The sequence below is a fragment of the Mycobacterium sp. genome (genome assembly GCF_051006775.1).
Lineage (GTDB): Bacteria > Actinomycetota > Actinomycetes > Mycobacteriales > Mycobacteriaceae > Mycobacterium.
This window is the reverse complement of record NZ_JBPCSX010000098.1, coordinates 1-15489: the sequence shown is the minus strand read 5'-3', so window position 1 is coordinate 15489 and position 15489 is coordinate 1. Positions and strand designations below refer to the sequence as shown.

At 66.4% G+C, this 15489-nt stretch carries 16 protein-coding genes and 1 pseudogene; 7 read left to right on the top strand and 10 right to left on the bottom strand.

Annotated elements, in window-relative coordinates; translation table 11 throughout:
* A partial coding sequence (locus ACR2JI_RS07315; protein ID WP_526389419.1) for a hypothetical protein occupies window positions 1-316 on the top strand: 316 nt, incomplete at its 5' end.
* Window positions 317-338: 22 nt separating this feature from the next.
* Here the strand turns inward: ACR2JI_RS07315 and ACR2JI_RS07310 are convergent.
* Window positions 339-578: a hypothetical protein gene (locus ACR2JI_RS07310; protein ID WP_526389418.1), complete on the bottom strand. Its 240-nt coding sequence runs from the start codon at window positions 576-578 to the stop codon at window positions 339-341.
* A 39-nt stretch (window positions 579-617) separates the two neighbouring features.
* The gene (locus ACR2JI_RS07305) at window positions 618-1232 is read right to left on the bottom strand and encodes a TetR/AcrR family transcriptional regulator (RefSeq protein ID WP_526389417.1); all 615 of its coding nucleotides are present in this window, start codon (window positions 1230-1232) and stop codon (window positions 618-620) included.
* Between the two features lie 84 nt (window positions 1233-1316).
* Between ACR2JI_RS07305 and ACR2JI_RS07300 the strand changes: the two genes are divergently transcribed.
* Together ACR2JI_RS07300 and ACR2JI_RS07295 are read left to right on the top strand one after the other, a co-directional pair.
* Window positions 1317-2600, top strand: a complete 1284-nt coding sequence (locus tag ACR2JI_RS07300; RefSeq protein ID WP_526389416.1) for a cytochrome P450 — start codon at window positions 1317-1319, stop codon at window positions 2598-2600.
* The gene (locus ACR2JI_RS07295; protein ID WP_526389415.1) at window positions 2597-2788 is read left to right on the top strand and encodes a ferredoxin; all 192 of its coding nucleotides are present in this window, start codon (window positions 2597-2599) and stop codon (window positions 2786-2788) included. Before ACR2JI_RS07300 ends, ACR2JI_RS07295 begins: the two co-directional genes overlap by 4 nt.
* Window positions 2789-2798: 10 nt before the next feature.
* Here ACR2JI_RS07295 and ACR2JI_RS07290 read toward each other — a convergent pair whose 3' ends face one another.
* The 3 genes from ACR2JI_RS07290 to ACR2JI_RS07280 form a co-directional block, all read right to left on the bottom strand.
* The gene (locus ACR2JI_RS07290) at window positions 2799-3860 is read right to left on the bottom strand and encodes a VIT1/CCC1 transporter family protein (protein ID WP_526389414.1); all 1062 of its coding nucleotides are present in this window, start codon (window positions 3858-3860) and stop codon (window positions 2799-2801) included.
* Between the two features lie 4 nt (window positions 3861-3864).
* Window positions 3865-4524 (bottom strand): vWA domain-containing protein, encoded by a 660-nt coding sequence (locus tag ACR2JI_RS07285; protein WP_526389413.1) that lies wholly within the window; start codon window positions 4522-4524, stop codon window positions 3865-3867.
* 185 nt (window positions 4525-4709) lie between these two features.
* Complete coding sequence (locus ACR2JI_RS07280) at window positions 4710-5636, bottom strand: metallophosphoesterase (protein WP_526389412.1); 927 nt, start codon at window positions 5634-5636, stop codon at window positions 4710-4712.
* A 212-nt stretch (window positions 5637-5848) separates the two neighbouring features.
* Between ACR2JI_RS07280 and ACR2JI_RS07275 the strand changes: the two genes are divergently transcribed.
* Window positions 5849-6646 carry a polysaccharide deacetylase family protein gene (locus ACR2JI_RS07275; protein WP_526389411.1) on the top strand — a complete coding sequence of 266 codons (798 nt, stop codon included), beginning with the start codon at window positions 5849-5851 and terminating at the stop codon, window positions 6644-6646.
* Here the strand turns inward: ACR2JI_RS07275 and ACR2JI_RS07270 are convergent.
* The 3 genes from ACR2JI_RS07270 to ACR2JI_RS07260 form a co-directional block, all read right to left on the bottom strand.
* Window positions 6627-7613 (bottom strand): hypothetical protein, encoded by a 987-nt coding sequence (locus ACR2JI_RS07270; protein ID WP_526389410.1) that lies wholly within the window; start codon window positions 7611-7613, stop codon window positions 6627-6629. The genes ACR2JI_RS07275 and ACR2JI_RS07270 overlap by 20 nt on opposite strands.
* 45 nt (window positions 7614-7658) lie before the next feature.
* The gene (locus ACR2JI_RS07265) at window positions 7659-8969 is read right to left on the bottom strand and encodes a threonine/serine exporter family protein (protein WP_526389409.1); all 1311 of its coding nucleotides are present in this window, start codon (window positions 8967-8969) and stop codon (window positions 7659-7661) included.
* A gap of 92 nt (window positions 8970-9061) precedes the next feature.
* Complete coding sequence (locus ACR2JI_RS07260) at window positions 9062-10033, bottom strand: hypothetical protein (RefSeq protein WP_526389408.1); 972 nt, start codon at window positions 10031-10033, stop codon at window positions 9062-9064.
* 78 nt (window positions 10034-10111) lie between these two features.
* Between ACR2JI_RS07260 and ACR2JI_RS07255 the strand changes: the two are divergent.
* From ACR2JI_RS07255 to ACR2JI_RS07245, 3 genes and pseudogenes are all read left to right on the top strand, one after another.
* Window positions 10112-10246 (top strand): annotated as a pseudogene (locus ACR2JI_RS07255) (hypothetical protein); the annotation flags it as partial.
* Between the two features lie 69 nt (window positions 10247-10315).
* A complete protein-coding gene (locus ACR2JI_RS07250; protein ID WP_526389421.1) occupies window positions 10316-11656 on the top strand; it encodes a wax ester/triacylglycerol synthase domain-containing protein in 1341 nt (446 codons plus the stop codon).
* 1 nt (window position 11657) lies between these two features.
* Window positions 11658-13331, top strand: coding sequence for an alpha-keto acid decarboxylase family protein (locus ACR2JI_RS07245; RefSeq protein WP_526389407.1), 1674 nt, complete (start codon window positions 11658-11660; stop codon window positions 13329-13331).
* Between the two features lie 63 nt (window positions 13332-13394).
* Here ACR2JI_RS07245 and ACR2JI_RS07240 read toward each other — a convergent pair whose 3' ends face one another.
* Both ACR2JI_RS07240 and ACR2JI_RS07235 read right to left on the bottom strand, forming a co-directional pair.
* On the bottom strand, window positions 13395-13826 hold the full coding sequence (locus ACR2JI_RS07240; protein ID WP_526389406.1) for a nitroreductase family deazaflavin-dependent oxidoreductase: 432 nt from the start codon (window positions 13824-13826) through the stop codon (window positions 13395-13397).
* A 153-nt stretch (window positions 13827-13979) separates the two neighbouring features.
* A complete protein-coding gene (locus ACR2JI_RS07235; protein ID WP_526389420.1) occupies window positions 13980-15353 on the bottom strand; it encodes a DUF4185 domain-containing protein in 1374 nt (457 codons plus the stop codon).
* Between the last annotated feature and the right edge of the window lie 136 nt (window positions 15354-15489).

Here is a 15489-nt window from a genome sequence, read left to right as displayed (position 1 = left end):
GCTGAACGCGGCTACGATGAGTGCGATGAAGACCTTCCTCGGCGCCGGAGCGTGTGCCCTGCTGATCAGCGCCGGTCTGTGCGCGACTGCCGCCCCGGCCCAGGCCTGCCCGTACGGAACGGTGCCATCCCACTTCGACGGCGTGTGCGTCAGCGGCACCGGTGGCGGACAGGGGCCGGCCGGGGTGGTCAATCCGGTCCAGGCCGGCGGACCTCAGCTCAGCGGTGGACCCAACGAGTTGCCCAGGGTCAACGGCGTTCCGTGCACTCCGCAGAACGTCGGCACCTGCATCGGCCTGATGCAGAGCGGGGGCTAGGTACAGCCAGGGCTGGGTACCGCTAGGGCTGGGCCCAGCCGCGGCACTGCGTGGTGAACGGATCGCACATCACCGGCCCGTTGGTCCAGCCGCCGTAATAGCCCGGAGTGTTCCAGGTCTGCATCAGCTGACCGTTCCACGGCGCAGGGTTGCAGCCGCTCTGGTTGAGCACTCCGACGCAAACGTTGTCAGCTGAGGCCAGGGGTGCGGCCAGCACCGCGGCGGCCATGATCGCGATCGCGATACCGGTTCGACTTAACATGAGCCGAGGGTAGGACGGGGCACCGACAGAAATCGGTGTCTAGGCAGGCAACGGCAGCAGGCGCGACGCCACCACCGCGAGGTCGGCGGCGACCTGTGCCGGCGAGCCGGTCGACGTCAGGACGTGGCTGATCACCAGACGCACGGTGCTTTCGACCATCACCCGGACATCGGCCGGGTCTGCCGACGGCCACTGCTGGCCCACCCATCCCCCGAACACCTCGACCGCACGCCCGATCAGCGGTTCGCCCCGGGTCGTCAGCAACGGCAGCAGCGACACATCTCCGCCGTTGGCCGGCGCCTGCGTCAGGATCGTCTGCAGCAGCGGGTTCTCCCGCGACGCCGACAGGATGAACTGCACCGCGGCGAACACCCCGCCGGCCAGGTCGCCCGGGTGCTCGGCCAGCAGACCGTCGAGTTCCTCGAGGAATACCGAGGTCTCACGCATGACGAGGGCGTCACCCAGTTCGTCCTTGGTGCCGAACTCCCCGTGCAGGCTCTGCCGGCTGATACCGACGGTCGTCGCGATGGCGCCCATCCGGACCGTCGCCCAACCCCGCTCCAGGACGACCTCGCGCGCCGCGTCCAGGGCGAGTTCGCGCAGCCTGGCACGGGTGAAGGCCCGGGTCTCGGCCCGCAGGTCTGCGACAGTCACGCAGGAAAGTCTAACCCAGCCGACATTATTTTCAGTCCGTAGCAATGCCTTGACATTTTTTCCTTTCTGTCAGATGCTCATCACATGACCTCTGTCATCACCCGGGCCGACCGCCCCTACGACCCTGCCGACATCTCCTCGTCCGAGTTCTGGGCGGGCACCACCAAGGACCGCGAGAAGGTCTTCGCCGAACTGCGCGCGCACCGGCCGATCTCCTGGCACCGACCGGTGTCCAACGGGTTGTTCGAGGATCCCAACGATCAGGGTTTCTGGGCCGTCGTTCGGCACGCCGACCTCGTCGAGGTGACGCGGCGGCCCGGTGATTTCATCTCCGGCGAGGGCATCATGTTCGAGTCGATGCCCAAGGAACTGCTCGATGCCGGCCAGGGGTTCATCGCCATGGACCCGCCCCGGCACACCAAGATCCGGCGACTGATGGCGTCGGCATTCACGCCCAAACAGCTCGACCGCATCGAGGCCAACGTGGTCGCCAACGCGCGGCGCATCGTCGACGACGTCGCAGACAAAGGTCAGATCGACTTCGTCAAAGACGTTGCCGCCCTTGTGCCGATGCACAATATCTGCGACATGATGGGCATCCCCGAGGAGCACCGCCGCACCATCGCCTACGAGTCACAGTTCCCCGACGGCTGGCGTGACCCGCGGCTACTGCAGGGGGCCGCACCGCTGGAACGGGTCGCGCAGGCGATCCTCACCGTGCACGGCATCGCGATGGAACTGGTCGAAGCCCGGCGTCGCAACCCCGAGAACGATCTCGTCACCGCCATGGTGGAGGCCGAGGTCGACGGCGAACGACTGACTGACGAGGAGATCTCGGCGATCTTCTTCCTGCTGATCATCGCCGGCAACGACACCACCCGGCAGTCCATCAGCCACGGCATGAAGGCGCTCACCGACTTCCCCGAGCAGCGCGCCTGGCTGATGGAGGACCTCGACGGCCGCCTACCGGTAGCGGTCGAGGAGATCATCCGCTGGGCCACCCCGATCATGACCTTCCGTCGCACCGCGGCGCATGACACCGAACTGGGCGGTCACCACGTCACCGCGGGCGACAAGGTGATCATGTTCTACTCCTCGGCCAACATGGACACCGAGGCGTTCGACCATCCCGAGCAACTGAATCTGTCCCGTTCACCCAACAAGCACATCGCCTTCGGCGGCGGCGGTATCCACCACTGCCTGGGTGCGCAGTTGGCCCGTCGTCAGATCACCGCCACGTTCCGCGAATTGCTGACCCGGCTGCCCGACATCCACACCGTCGGCGATCCGGAGTTGGGCAATGGCAACTTCTTCCATACCGTGATGTCCATGACCGCAGAATTCACCCCTGAGATGGCGAAGCGATGAAGATCGTCGTCGACAAGTCCAAGTGCGCCTCGATCGGGCTGTGCGAGGCGACCGCGCCCGACATCTTCGAGATCCGCGCCGACGGCGCGCTGCACATCGTGATGGCGGAGATCCCCGAAGACCGCCGGCACGAGCTCGAGCAGGCCTGCGAGAACTGCCCCACCCAGGCCTTGAGCATCGAAGGCTGATTCAGCCGATTCAGCCGATCCCGCCACCGACGAGAAGTCCGAGGACATAGGTGATCCCGGCCGCCCCGTAACCAATCATCAACTGGCGCAGGGCACGTCGCAGCGGCGGCGCACCGGAGAGCAACCCGACGATGACGCCGGTGCCGATCAGTGTCGCCCCGACCAGCAGGGCGGCGAGCCCCACTGCCGAAGCGCCGCTGAGCCCGAAGAGAAACGGCAACACCGGAATCAACGCACCGGTGGCGAAGAACAGGAAGCTCGACACTGCCGCGCCCAGTCCGGTGCCGATGGCCTCATGGCGGTCCGGATCGTGGCCGGGTGGCTCGTGGCCGATGCCCTGGTTGCGCAACACCTCGGCGGCATGGCCGGCGGCATCCTCGGCGCTCATACCGCGGGCCCGGTAGATGAGTTCGAGTTCATTGGCGTTGACGTCAAGCTGTGCCAGCGCGGCACCGACGTTCTGGCTGGGCGCCGAGGCGGCCAGCAGCTCGCGTTGCGAACTCACTGACACGTACTCCCCCGCGCCCATCGACAGCGCGCCCGCCAGCAACCCGGCCAGACCGGTCACCAGCACGGTGTGGCTGGACACCCCGCTGGCGCTGACACCGAGGATCAGCGCCAGGTTGCTGACCAATCCGTCGTTGGCGCCGAAAACCGCCGCACGAAAGGTGCCCGAGAGCCGGTCGCGACCACGGCCGGCCAGCGCCCGGATCACCTCCTCGTGGATCTGCTCATCGGCGACCATCGTCGGGGTGGCGTCGGCATCGTTGTCGTAGGCGGCGCGCGCCTCGAACCGCTGTACCAGCGCCAAGATGAACACCGAGCCGAAGTGCCGGGCCAGGAAAGCCAGCGCGCGGGTGCCGAAGTCGGCCCGAACCGGGGCGCCGACCTGATCTCCCAGCAGTTCCAGCCAGTGCTGCTCGTGGCGTTCCTCAGCGGCGGCGATTGCCGACAGGATCTCGCGCTCTTCGCCGTCGTGACGCTGGGCCAGATCGCGGTACACCGCGGCCTCGGCCCGCTCGTTGGCCAGGTGCCGACGCCAGCGGCGCAGGTCGGCGGGACTCGGAGTCACGCCATCATCTTGCCCTGCCGACCCCGTCGTCGCCCTTACCCATCGCCGCGTCGCGATCGGCGGCGCTGAAGTCCCTCTTCTGCTGCATCCGGGCGTACCCCATCTTCACCGAGGTCACCCGGTACGCCTCCCGGTTGCCGTGGTAGGAATCGCTGGCGAAGGTCAGCGCGGAGTCGGCGTCGACGCCCATCCGCATGCCGACCTCGACGGCGTCGATATTGGCGCCCAGGAAGATGAACTCCCAGCCGTAGACCTCACGCTGCTGGGTGATCAGCCGCTTGACCCCGTCCCAGGACCACTGCCGGCTGGCGTTCTCCATGCCGTCGGTCATGATCAGGCAGATCACCGTGCCGGGACGCTGCTCCTCGGGCAGTGCGGCCAGACGCTCACCCACCTCGGTGATGAACCGCCCGGTCGCGTCGAGCAGGGCCGTCGAACCGCGGGGGTTGACGATGAACTCCGGCACCGCCGCGATATCGGTCGGCGGGTAGAGCACCTCGTACCTACTGTCGAACTGAGCGAGCGTGACCTCGCAGCTGCCCTGCTCGGCGCGCTGCCCGTTGATGAGCTCACTCCAGCCGTCCTCGGTGGCCGCCTTCGAACGCTGCATCGAGCCCGAACGATCGAGCAGGGCGGCGATCAGGGTCTTGGTCGAATCGGTCATAAATCACCTTTCGCGTAGGCAGACGAGGGCACCGCGAATCACGGACGGCAGCGGCCGACCGTTAGTTCTATGAAGAGCCCCCCGGCTGCAATTTTCGGTGCCGATTAGCACCGTGCTGATAATTCAATTATAGGCTCCCATAGGGCTTTTCGCACCTGGAGCGGGAATTTCCGCCCGGCGCCGGCCTAGTCGGCGTAGTGCGGCCGGTAGTTCTCCACCGAGATGGTGGGCTCACCGTTGAACCGGTAGGCCACCAGGGTGCCCCCGTTGCCGGCACTGAAATCCACGCACGCGGTGTAGGTGGTCCAGTCGTCATGCTCGACCGGTTCGTCGGTGCGCCAGTAGTGGCCGTAGAACAGCGGAACGGTGTCGTTGTACACGTAGGACCGCTCGAGTTCACCGACCTCGTCATCGGGTAGTTCCGGGTAGGGATCGCCGGCGGTGTTGGTGAAGTTCCCGTCGAGCACCGCGATCTGACGCAGGGTGGTGGCGCCACTGTGCCACCACTTGATCCGGGCCTTGCTGCGAGAGTGACGCTCCTTGTCGAGGTAGGGCTCGTCCAGGCCGATCTCCGGACCCTTGAGCAGGATCTCGACAGCCTCATGGACCGGGTCGCCCTTGGTGGTTGCGGCCACCAGTTGCTCGGGTCCGGTCAGGCGATCGCTGCCGAGGACCTTCATCGAGGGCTCGTGCCAGCAGGCGTGCACCACGCGCGCGTCCCCCAGGTCGAGCCACAGTGGCAGCGTCCAGAACCAGTCGATGTAGAACTTCTGCTCGGCCTCACTCAACTGCTCCAGGAATGCCCTGTGCTGCCGGTAGTGCTTGTCGTTGTGCTCGCGCAGGTTGTTGGCATACGCGATGGCGTTGAACTCGTGGTTGCCCATCACGATGTGCGCGCTACCGCCGTCGACCATCGCCTTGGCGATCTGCAGCACCCGCAGTTGCTCCGGCCCGCGGTCAACCAGGTCGCCGACGAACACCGCCGTGCGTTCCGGATGCCGGTAGACCCCGGTGGAGTCCTCGTAGCCGAGGCCGCGCAACCGCTCCTCCAGTTTCGACGCGTGACCGTGCACGTCGCCGATGATGTCCAAACCCCTCTGGTCCTCTTTCATGACCCCCCTTAATCTCTTTCCACCCCAAGCGTATGCCGGGGTACTGACAGAAAACCGTCGCCGAGTGGCCCACCAGGCCGACGTAATATGAGTAGCCCTGTGCGTGGTTGGGCACTCGGCGACGGTGGTGGTTGTTTCGGAACGGCCACAATCCCCGCCACGCACCCCGCGGTCAGCGTGTCGCCGCTGCCCGAGCCGATAGTGTCCGCGACGTGTCTGATCTGGATCGGCGCCGATTCCTGGCATCGCTGGCCGCGGCCACCCTCGCCGGCGTCGGACTCGCCCACGCCACCATCGACACCAGAGGACACCGCCGCGCCTCGATGGAGACGGTGCCCGCCGCGGCCACCTCTGCGGGATTGCTGCCGCCTCCGCCGGCGGCCGGCCGGATCCCGCTTCCCGGCGACGGCATCCTGCACGCGCTGCCCGGCGACGGTGATCTGCTGGCGCTCACCGTCGACGACGGGGTCAGCTCCGAGGTGGTGCGCCTCTACACGCAGTTCGCCAGGGACACCGGAATCCGCCTCACCTACTTCGTCAACGGCGTCAACGCTTCATGGACCGACAACCTGGCGCTGCTGCGTCCACTGGTCGAGTCCGGTCAGATCCAGCTCGCCAACCACACCTGGTCACATCCGGATCTGACGACCATCTCCAGTTCCGAGATCGCCGATGAGCTCACCCGCAACGACCGGTTCATCACCAATAGCTATGGCGCAGTGGCCAAGCCGTTCTTCCGACCGCCCTACGGCAACCACAACGAGACCGTGCGGGCAGTCGCGGCCGATCTCGGTTACACGGCGACGACGCTGTGGAACGGTTCACTCGCGGACTCCCGAGAGATCACCGAGGACTACATCAAACAGATGGCGGACAAGTACTTTCAGCCGCAGTCGATCGTGATCGGCCACCTCAACCACATGCCGGTCACCCACGTGTACGGCACGCTGGTAGACCTGATCCGCGCGCGCAATCTGCGCACCGTGACACTCAACGACGTGTTCGTTTGACCTTAGGTTCGCTATCCGATGCTGCCACTGCGGCGCGGGATGCGATGGCCGCCTTTTTGGCCCGCACCGGAGCCGAAACCTTCGCGGCCGCCGGAACCGGGTAGCTGGCGCCGATCGCATTGGCAATCTGCAGTTGGGACTGCTCACCCCACATCCGCAGGCTCGGAACGGCGTAGCCGTTGGGGTAGCCCAGCGGACCCAGACCCGGGCCCAGGGTCACCGCCTCGATGGTGCCGGGCAGGCTCGATTCCACTGTTCCATCGGCTCCAACCGGGCCGAGCAGACCGTCGACAACGGTGTTCCATGCGGTCTCGACGTCCAGGGTGGACAGCGCCCCGACGGTCTGGGTTGCGATGTTGACCGCCGCGGTCACCACCGCCTGCGCCGAGCCGACTGCGGTGGTCACCAATCCCTGGAGGATTCCGGGAGCGATCGTGAGCAGGTTGCTCAGGTTGGTGACGACTCCGCCGACGACCGACGCGAGCGCACTGGTGACCAGCGACGCGGCGTCCTGCACAGGAACGACGATGGCATTGGTCAGCGTGGTGATCGCGCCGGGAATGTCACCACCGATCGCCTGCTGGGCGGCGGTGGCGACCGCTGCGGGCAGCTGCCACACCGCTTCACTGAGGATGTAGGCCGAGGTGCCCAGCGAGTCGACCGTGCCGCCGATGTAAGCGGAACCGTTGAACCCCAACTGCGCGAGGACCGGCAGCGCGGTGTAGATGAACTCCGGGACCGCGCCCTGGTAGGGCTCCCACTCGTAGTCCCCGAAGACCTCACTGCCGTTGAAGATGTCGTTGTTGATCAGCAAGCCCGTTGCGATCAGTTCCGAAAGCGGGCTGTCGAATGCAGCCGGGGCGATCGACACCGTCGCCGGCGGCAGCGCCGCGGTGAGCACCACAGCACCAGCGCCCAGAGCCGAAGTGAGACCGGTGAAAATGTGAGACTTGGTTGAGATCGACATGAGCGCTCCTCCCGGGCGGATGCTGTTCGCGTGGAGCGTACTACTTCAGGTCCAGGCGGCGATCGGCACCGCTGCCGAGGGCCGCTGCGGGTCGTTGCGGAATGTGCGCACCAGGCTCCAGCCGACCAGGGTTCCCAGTGCGATCGAGGTGATCGCCCCCGCGGCGACACTGAGATTGGCGACATTGTCGAAATCACCGGATGCCGTGCGACTCAATGACATGAAGGTCAGCTGCCCGGGCACCAGTGACCAGAACGCAGCCAGCTCCAGCACACCGGATGCCGGTGCGCCCTTGATCTTGGCCGCCAGGACCGCGAGCGGTATTGCGACCGCGGCCGCCAGGAAGCCCGAGTGCGCGGTGTTGAGCACCAGCCCGGCGATGTTCTGGACAAGCATCGACACCCCGATGACCAGCAGCAGCCAGATCAGCGATCCGGGCGGCGCGGAGAGATAGATGTAGAGGCCGACGGCGATCACCACGATCGAGACGTACAGCGACCACGGTCCCATCGTCATCGGCGGGGACTGCTGCATCGGCACCTGCCCGACGATCTTCTCCGCCAGCACCACGCCGTAGATCAGCAGGCCCATCTGGGCCAATCCGTAGACCACCCGACTGGACCCGGAGATGATCCGGGCGCCGGCCAACTCGATGGCCCCGATCACCAGGGCCATGCCGGGCAGGGTGGCGATCAGTGCCGGACTGATCACTCGCAGCAGTCCGTCTTTGGCGACGTCGGCGACGAACCAGGTGGCCAGCAGGGTCACCACCAACGCCGACAGGGTGGGCAGGATCGGCGCAAGGTTGGGGAACGGGCGGGAGATCTGCACGATCAGACCGACCACCAGGCCCAGGAACAGGTGGGCCACCAGGGCCTTCCACGTCGGCTGGATCACCATGCCGAACCCGACGGAGGTCAGCGCGTAGCCACCGATGGTGGCCAGGACGCCGAACCGTGGCGGGAGGTTGCGGGCGGCCTGCACAGCGGCGACGGCGGCGGTCGGGGTGATGGCGCCCGCGGCGGCCAGGGTGGCGACTTCGTCGGCCCCGTCGGCCATGTTCATCTGACCGGAAGGCTGCGCGGAGCCGTCCATTTCGTATGCGGTGGTGCCGATCTGGATGAACAACATGGTGGGCAGCACGGCGGCCTGCACCGGCTGGGTGGTGTAGCGGGCTGCAATGTCGAGCAGTCGTTGCTCGACCACCTGAACCGGCTGCGAGGCTTCGACCAGAGCGACGCCGATCTCGCGCAGCATCGCTGCGATATCGACCGGGTCAAAGCTGTCCGGCGGCGCCAGCGGCGCCGGCACCTGCTTACGGAACGTGTCTCTGATCCACTGCTGCGGGGAACGCATGCCGCGATGATCCTCGCGGCGGCGCCTGCATCCGAATGACCCGGCCGGTCAGCGCCGGATTGGTGCCCCGATTGGTGCCAAGCCGTAACCAGTCAGATCCAGGGCCGGTTGAGCAGCCGGATCGCCATCGAGTGCGCCCGGGTGGCACACGAGAAGTAGACGCTGGGCAACAGGCCGGGCGACCGCAGCGGGTTGGGCAGGAATCCGGTGAAGCAGATCATGTCGTCGACATAGGCGTAGCTGCCGAACCCGTATCCGGCGACCTGCCCGGTGAGGTCGGACGAGTTGAGGTCCAGGGCCATTCGGATCCCCAGCGCCGGGCTGTCGGCGCGCATCGGCCAGCGCTGCACGATCAACAGGCCGTTGCCGTAGACGGGATGGGGCTGCTCGCCGGTCAGCCGGCACAGCGAGGTCTGGTCGCCGAACGGGAACTCGACGGCCAGCCCGCGCCCGGCACTGGCAGCGCTGACCGCCGGCGGTGCCGTCATATAGCGCTGCACCGACTCCTCGAACTCCTCCTGCGGCCAGGCACAGGGTTGGGTGCCCTGATCCAGGAAAATCCCCGCGGTGAACGCCATATCGTCGGGCTGCGGTCGCCGACCGCTATCGGGATGCCCGCTGGTGGCCGCGCGAGCGCCGAGCTGATCGGCCAGCACCGGGCCGAGCAGCCGCGCCTCGGCGATCTGCAGCACCGCGGCGGTGCTGATCAGGATCCGCATCCACGAGGCGATCTCCTCGTGGACGCGCACCAGGGAGCACAGGCTCAGCGTGCGGGTCTCGGCGTCATAGACCGGGCCGTCCATCGCCGCGCAGCGCATCGGCCCCTCGTTGAGTTCAGCAAGGGCGGCGTCGGTCAGATCCAGGTCGGCAAGCATCTCGGTGCGCACACCGATGGTGAAGCCGGGCTGCCCGTCGGGCCCGGTGTCCTCGCTGACGATCTCGATGGTCTGGGCGTTCTGATCCGCCCACCAGGTGAACCCGGTCGGGGTGCGCACCGCCCACTCATCGTCGACCTGCAGTTGAGTGCCATACAGCCAGTCGATGGTCTGCTCGCCGAGGTTCATCGCAGTCAACCTACCGTCACCCCGTTTGCAGGCCCTTTAGTCTCAAAGGGTCCCAACCCGGGTTGATGAGGAGGACACGTGGCTGACAGCCCCGCGAGCAAGCCTGCCAAGAAGGCGGCCAAGAAGGCGCCGGCGAAGAAAGCGCCCGCCAAGAAGGCCCCGGCTAAGAAGGCTGCGGCCAAGAAAGCCCCGGCGAAGAAGGTGGCGCCCAAACTGCTGCGCGGCGGCGACACCGTCACCGGAGCCCGCCGGCTGGGCGGCTGGGACTTCGCCACCTGGCGGATGGCCACCGACGATCCGGTCCTGCGCTCGACCATCCTGGGCGTGCTGGTGCTGGAGAAGAGCCTGGACTGGGATCGGCTGTGCGAGCGCTACGAGCGGGCCACCCGGCTGGCGCCGGTACTGCGCTCCAAGGTCGTCGAAGGCCCGCTGGATATGCAGACCCCGCGGGTGGTCGTCGACCCGGACTTCGACCTCGGGTTCCATATGCGTCGGTTCAGCATGCACAAGGGATCGGATTGGAACGACGTGCTCGACGTCGCCCGCCGGGCCAGCATGGCCGACTTCGACAAGGACCGGCCGCTGTGGCAGGTGACCGTGCTCGAGGATCTGCCCGACGGCAAGTCGGTGGTGATCCAGAAACTGCATCATGCGATCGCCGACGGTCAGGGTGCCGTGCAGATCGCACTTGCGGTTCTCGACTTCACCGAAGAAGGAGCCGATCTGGGCCCAATGCCCGAAGCGCCCGAGCCGGTTGTGCTCGATACCAAGGGCTTCCTGCAGGCGGTGTTGCGTAATAACGTCGGGCTGGCGATGCGAACCGCCGAGGACGTCATCAAAGGCGTTGGGCCGCTGGCGATGTCGGTGATCAAGGATCCGCTGGGCGCGATCGGCTTCGTCCGCGAAAACGTCGAGTCACTGATCAAGTTCACCAAGGTCGAGAGTGGCCCGATGTCGCCGATCATGCAGGGCCGCAGCATCAACTACCACTTCGACACCATCGAGTTGGATTTCGATCTGTTCAAGGCGGCGGCCAAAAAGTATGAGCGAACCGTCAACGACCTGTTCCTCGCGGCGATCAGCGTGGGCCTGAACCACTATCACACGGCGATGGGCAATCCCATCGACCGGCTGCGGATGAACATGCCGATCTCGCTGCGCACCTCGGCCGAGCAGACCAACGCGGTCACCATCGCGCGCTTCGAGATCCCGGTGAGCGACGACATCGAGGACATTCTGGCCACCGCCGCGGAGACCGTACGTGGTTGGCGTGCAGAACCGGCGCTGAAGCTGTCCGACTATCTCGCCGAACTGAGCCGCTTCCTGCCGCCGGACAAGGTGTCCGCGGCCGCGCAGACCTCGGACCTGACCGCCTCCAACGTGCCGGGCATCCCGATGCCGGTCTGGCTGGCCGGGGCAAAGGTGGAGCGGATGTACCCGCTGGTCGGAACCATCGGCGCCGCGATGAACGTGACGATGCTGACCTATAACGGCACTGCCAATATCGGTGTGAGCACTGACGATGCGGCCATCGGCGACCGGGAGCAGTTGATGGAGAGCCTGCGGCACGGGTTCGTCGCAGTGATCGGCCCCGAGGCGCTCACCGGCGACCCGCTGAGCTGAGATGACCAATCCGACTGTCGCCGAATACACGTTGGCGCGGCTAGCCGCGCTCGGCATCGATCAGATTTTCGGGGTCCCCGGTGACTACGCCTTCACCATCGACGACGCCGTCGAGGTCGTCGACGGGCTCAGCTGGGTGGGGTGCGCCAACGAACTCAACGCCGCCTACGCCGCCGACGGCTACGCCCGCGTCCGCGGCGCGGCGATCCTGACCACCACCTACGGCGTGGGTGAGCTGTCCGCAATCAACGGGGTGATGGGCTCCAAGGCTCACCGACTGCCGGTGTTCCACCTCGTCGGCATGCCCAGCGAGCGCATTCAGCACCTGAAGTTGATCACCCATCACAACCTCGGCGACACCAGATATGACCGCTACCATGACATTTCGTCGTCTGCGTGCTGCGTCTCGGCGCGGCTCACCCCGGACAACGCCATCACCGAACTCGAGCGGGTGATCGCCGAGGCACTGCGGCAGTCGATGCCGGCCTACATCGTCATCTCCGAAGTCAACGGGGGCATGCCGGTGATCGGCACCCCGGTCTCCGGTGTGCCGCTGGCAGAGATCAAGCGGCAGCGCAGCGATCCGACCGAACTGGCCGCCGCCGTCGATGCCATCCTCGCCAAGTTGGCGGTGGCGAAGAACCCGATCGCCACCATCACCACGCTGACCGCCCGCTACGGCGTCGCCGACAAGGCCGTCGAGTTCGTCAGCAGGGCCAACCTCCCGGTTGCGTGCACCACCTATGACAAGGGCGTGCTCGACGAATCCCTGCCGCAGTACATCGGCCTCTACTCCGGCCCCATGTCCCACCCCGCCGCGGTGCGCGGCATCGTGGAGGACGCCGACCTGATCCTCGATATCGGCGGCGTCTTGCTCACCGAGCTCAACACCGCCATGTGGGGCACAGTCCTCGACACCGCCAGGGCGATCTGCATTCACGACAACTGGGTGCGCTCCGGCACCAACGTCTACCTCAACGTCGCCATCGACGACCTCCTGGAAGCGCTTGCCTCCAGGGTCACAGCGGGCAAGCGCGCTGAAGGCCCGGCGTACGGCCAGTTGGAGATGACCGGCTCCGGCGCTGACCCGCTCTCATCGGCCAGCTTTTACCCGCGACTACAGCGGCGGCTGCGCGCCGGCGACACCCTGGTGATCGAGACCGGAACCGCCATGATGCATCTGAACCCGATGCGGCTGCCTGCCGGCGTCGACTCCCAGGCCCAGGGCCTATGGGGCTCGATCGGCTGGGCCACCCCGGCCACCCTCGGCATCGCGATGGCCAAGACCAGGGGCCGCACCTGGACGGTCACCGGCGACGGCTCACATCAGCTGACGCTCAATGAGCTCGCGGTGATGGGCCGCTACGGCGTCACGCCGGTGATCTTCGTGCTGAACAACGGCATCTACGGCATCGAGGACATCATCAGCGAGCGTGGCCACCCCTATGACGACCTCGCTCCGGTCAACTACCACCTGCTGCCGGAAGCATTCGGCTGCAAGGGCTGGCTGAGTGCGAAGGTCGGCACGGTCGCCGAACTGGATGCGGTGCTCGATCAGATCGACGCGCACGACGGTGCGGCGTACGTCGAGGTGATGATCCCCGATGAGGAGAGTCAGCCGTTTCCCGACGAGATGATCGACCGGGGTTACAAGCTGCGCACTCCGCGCGGCTGAGTCGTGCTGCACTACGAGCGCCGCGGCGAGGGGCCGCAGACCATCGAGTTTCTCAGCGCCTGATCAGAGGCGCTCAAGCTCGAAGATCGGGATCACCCGGCTGGTCTTCTCCTGGTACTCGCCGAAGCCCGGCGCGACGGCAACCACCTGAGCGAACGCCGCGTCACGCTCGGCAGCGGGTAGCTCTCGCGCGGTGACGTCGTAGGCGTCGGTGCCGACTTCGATGTGGGCGTTCGGGTTGGCCCGCAGGTTGTGCACCCACGCCGGGTTGGTGTCGGCGCCGGCCTTGGAGCCGACGATGAAGATCCTGCCGTCGATGCCGAAGTAGGCCAGCGGGTTGAGCCGCGGCTGCCCGGACTTTGCCCCGGTGCTGCTCAGCAGCAACAGGGGGGCGCCGGCGAATGGGCCGCCGACCACGCCGGCATTCGCGCGGAACTCCTCGACGATGCCGGCATTGAAAGCGTCCAGGGATGCCTTATCGGTGAAATCGGTCATGTGGTGTTAAGCCTCACTCGGGGACATCTATTCCGGGCTCAGAGAATATTCCACCTACGCGTATGCCCGCCTCGCAGCGACAATCCACGCACCCCAGTCAAATTGTCGCTGTGAGGCGGGCACGCGAACACCCGTTTACTCCGCGCCGACCACTCAGGGCAGCACCGTGTGCATCAGCATCACGTTGTACGCCGACCACAGCGACAGGTTGTAGTACAGATCCTTGCCGGTCGACCACGGATGCAGGAACGGTGCGTAAACCCCGCCGGGGGTGAACATCGACGACACCTGCAACTGCTCGGGACCCCACGGTCCCTGCGGAGTGGGTGCGGTGCGCATCACCACATCGTTGGAACGATTGGTGTAGAGCACCAGGTACTGCTTGAGATAGGTGTTGTACTGCGCCGACATCTCGCCCACCGGCCCCGGTATCACCGGGGTGGCTGCCGCCGGGTTGGCCGGCACCCACGCGCCTGCGTCCGAACTCCAGTATTCGTACTTGGTCAGATCCGGCACCACCGCGGGCAGCACCCGGGCCACGTACGCCGAACCCCCTCTGCCACTGGGGGTTCCGTAGGTGTAGAGGTACGGATCCCCCGGCCCAGGCTTGAGGAATGCGCCCATCTGGAACTTCTCGTTGCCGGCCTCCGGCTTACGGATGGTTCCCGGATACACGCCCCAGGTCTCGCCGTTATCCGAGGAGACGGCCAGCGCGGAGTAGTTGGTGGTCCACGTGCCGTCGCCGTCCCAGGTCTTGATCGACATGAAGTTCAGGAACTGCTTGCCTCCGAAGCCGACGCCGGCTGTGGGGATGATTCCGGTCTCCTCCGGAGCGGCGTTGATGGTGTTGACGATCTGCTTGGCGATACCGGGCTTCCACACCGGCGCACCGGCATAGCGATTACCGACGGCGCCGTCACCGACGGCCACCGTATTGGCCAGGGTGCGGTCGGAGGATCGCATCAGCACGTTGTAGCGCCACTGCTCGCCGGGGATCTGGCAGAAACCCTTGGTGTCTCCGAAGGCCATCAGCACCTGATTGTTGGCCGGATCACCGTTGTCCCACATGATGCCCAGATCGGTACCGGTGACGGCGAAGTTCGCCACGGTCTTGTTCGGGCTGTCCGGACCCGTGACCCAGCCGACGACGGAGGTGCCCGGCGGCAGATCGCCCGGCGAGGCCACCGCCACCGATGGCGCGGGAAGTGGAGCGACGGGTGCCGGCACGGCGGCGGCACTGGGTTTCGGGACGGCGGCCACCCCGGCCTGCTGCTGAACAGCGGCCGCATTGGGTTTGAGCACCGAGGCCAGGATCTGGCCGAGATTGGGCAGCGGCGCTTTGTCATTGGCGCCCACGGGCTTGTGGCCGATGGGACGGCTCAGTGGCGCGATCTTGCCCGGGCTGGGGATCTGGACGTCCTGGCCGGGCAGCGGTTGAGCTTGTGCGGCAGCGCCCGAGCATCCCTCAGCGGCGGCGGTCGGTGCAGTGAGCCCTGCGCACAGCACGGGGACAAGCACCCACGCCATCCAGGACGCGGGACCATGTGAAGACACGACGCACCTTCCGTGCACAGCGGACAGCAGTGGCTGTCTGGTGTGACGCTAGGGGCGAATGTGGCGTATGCGACCGGCCGCAGGTGAATGGGTATGCGTTCGTGACCGT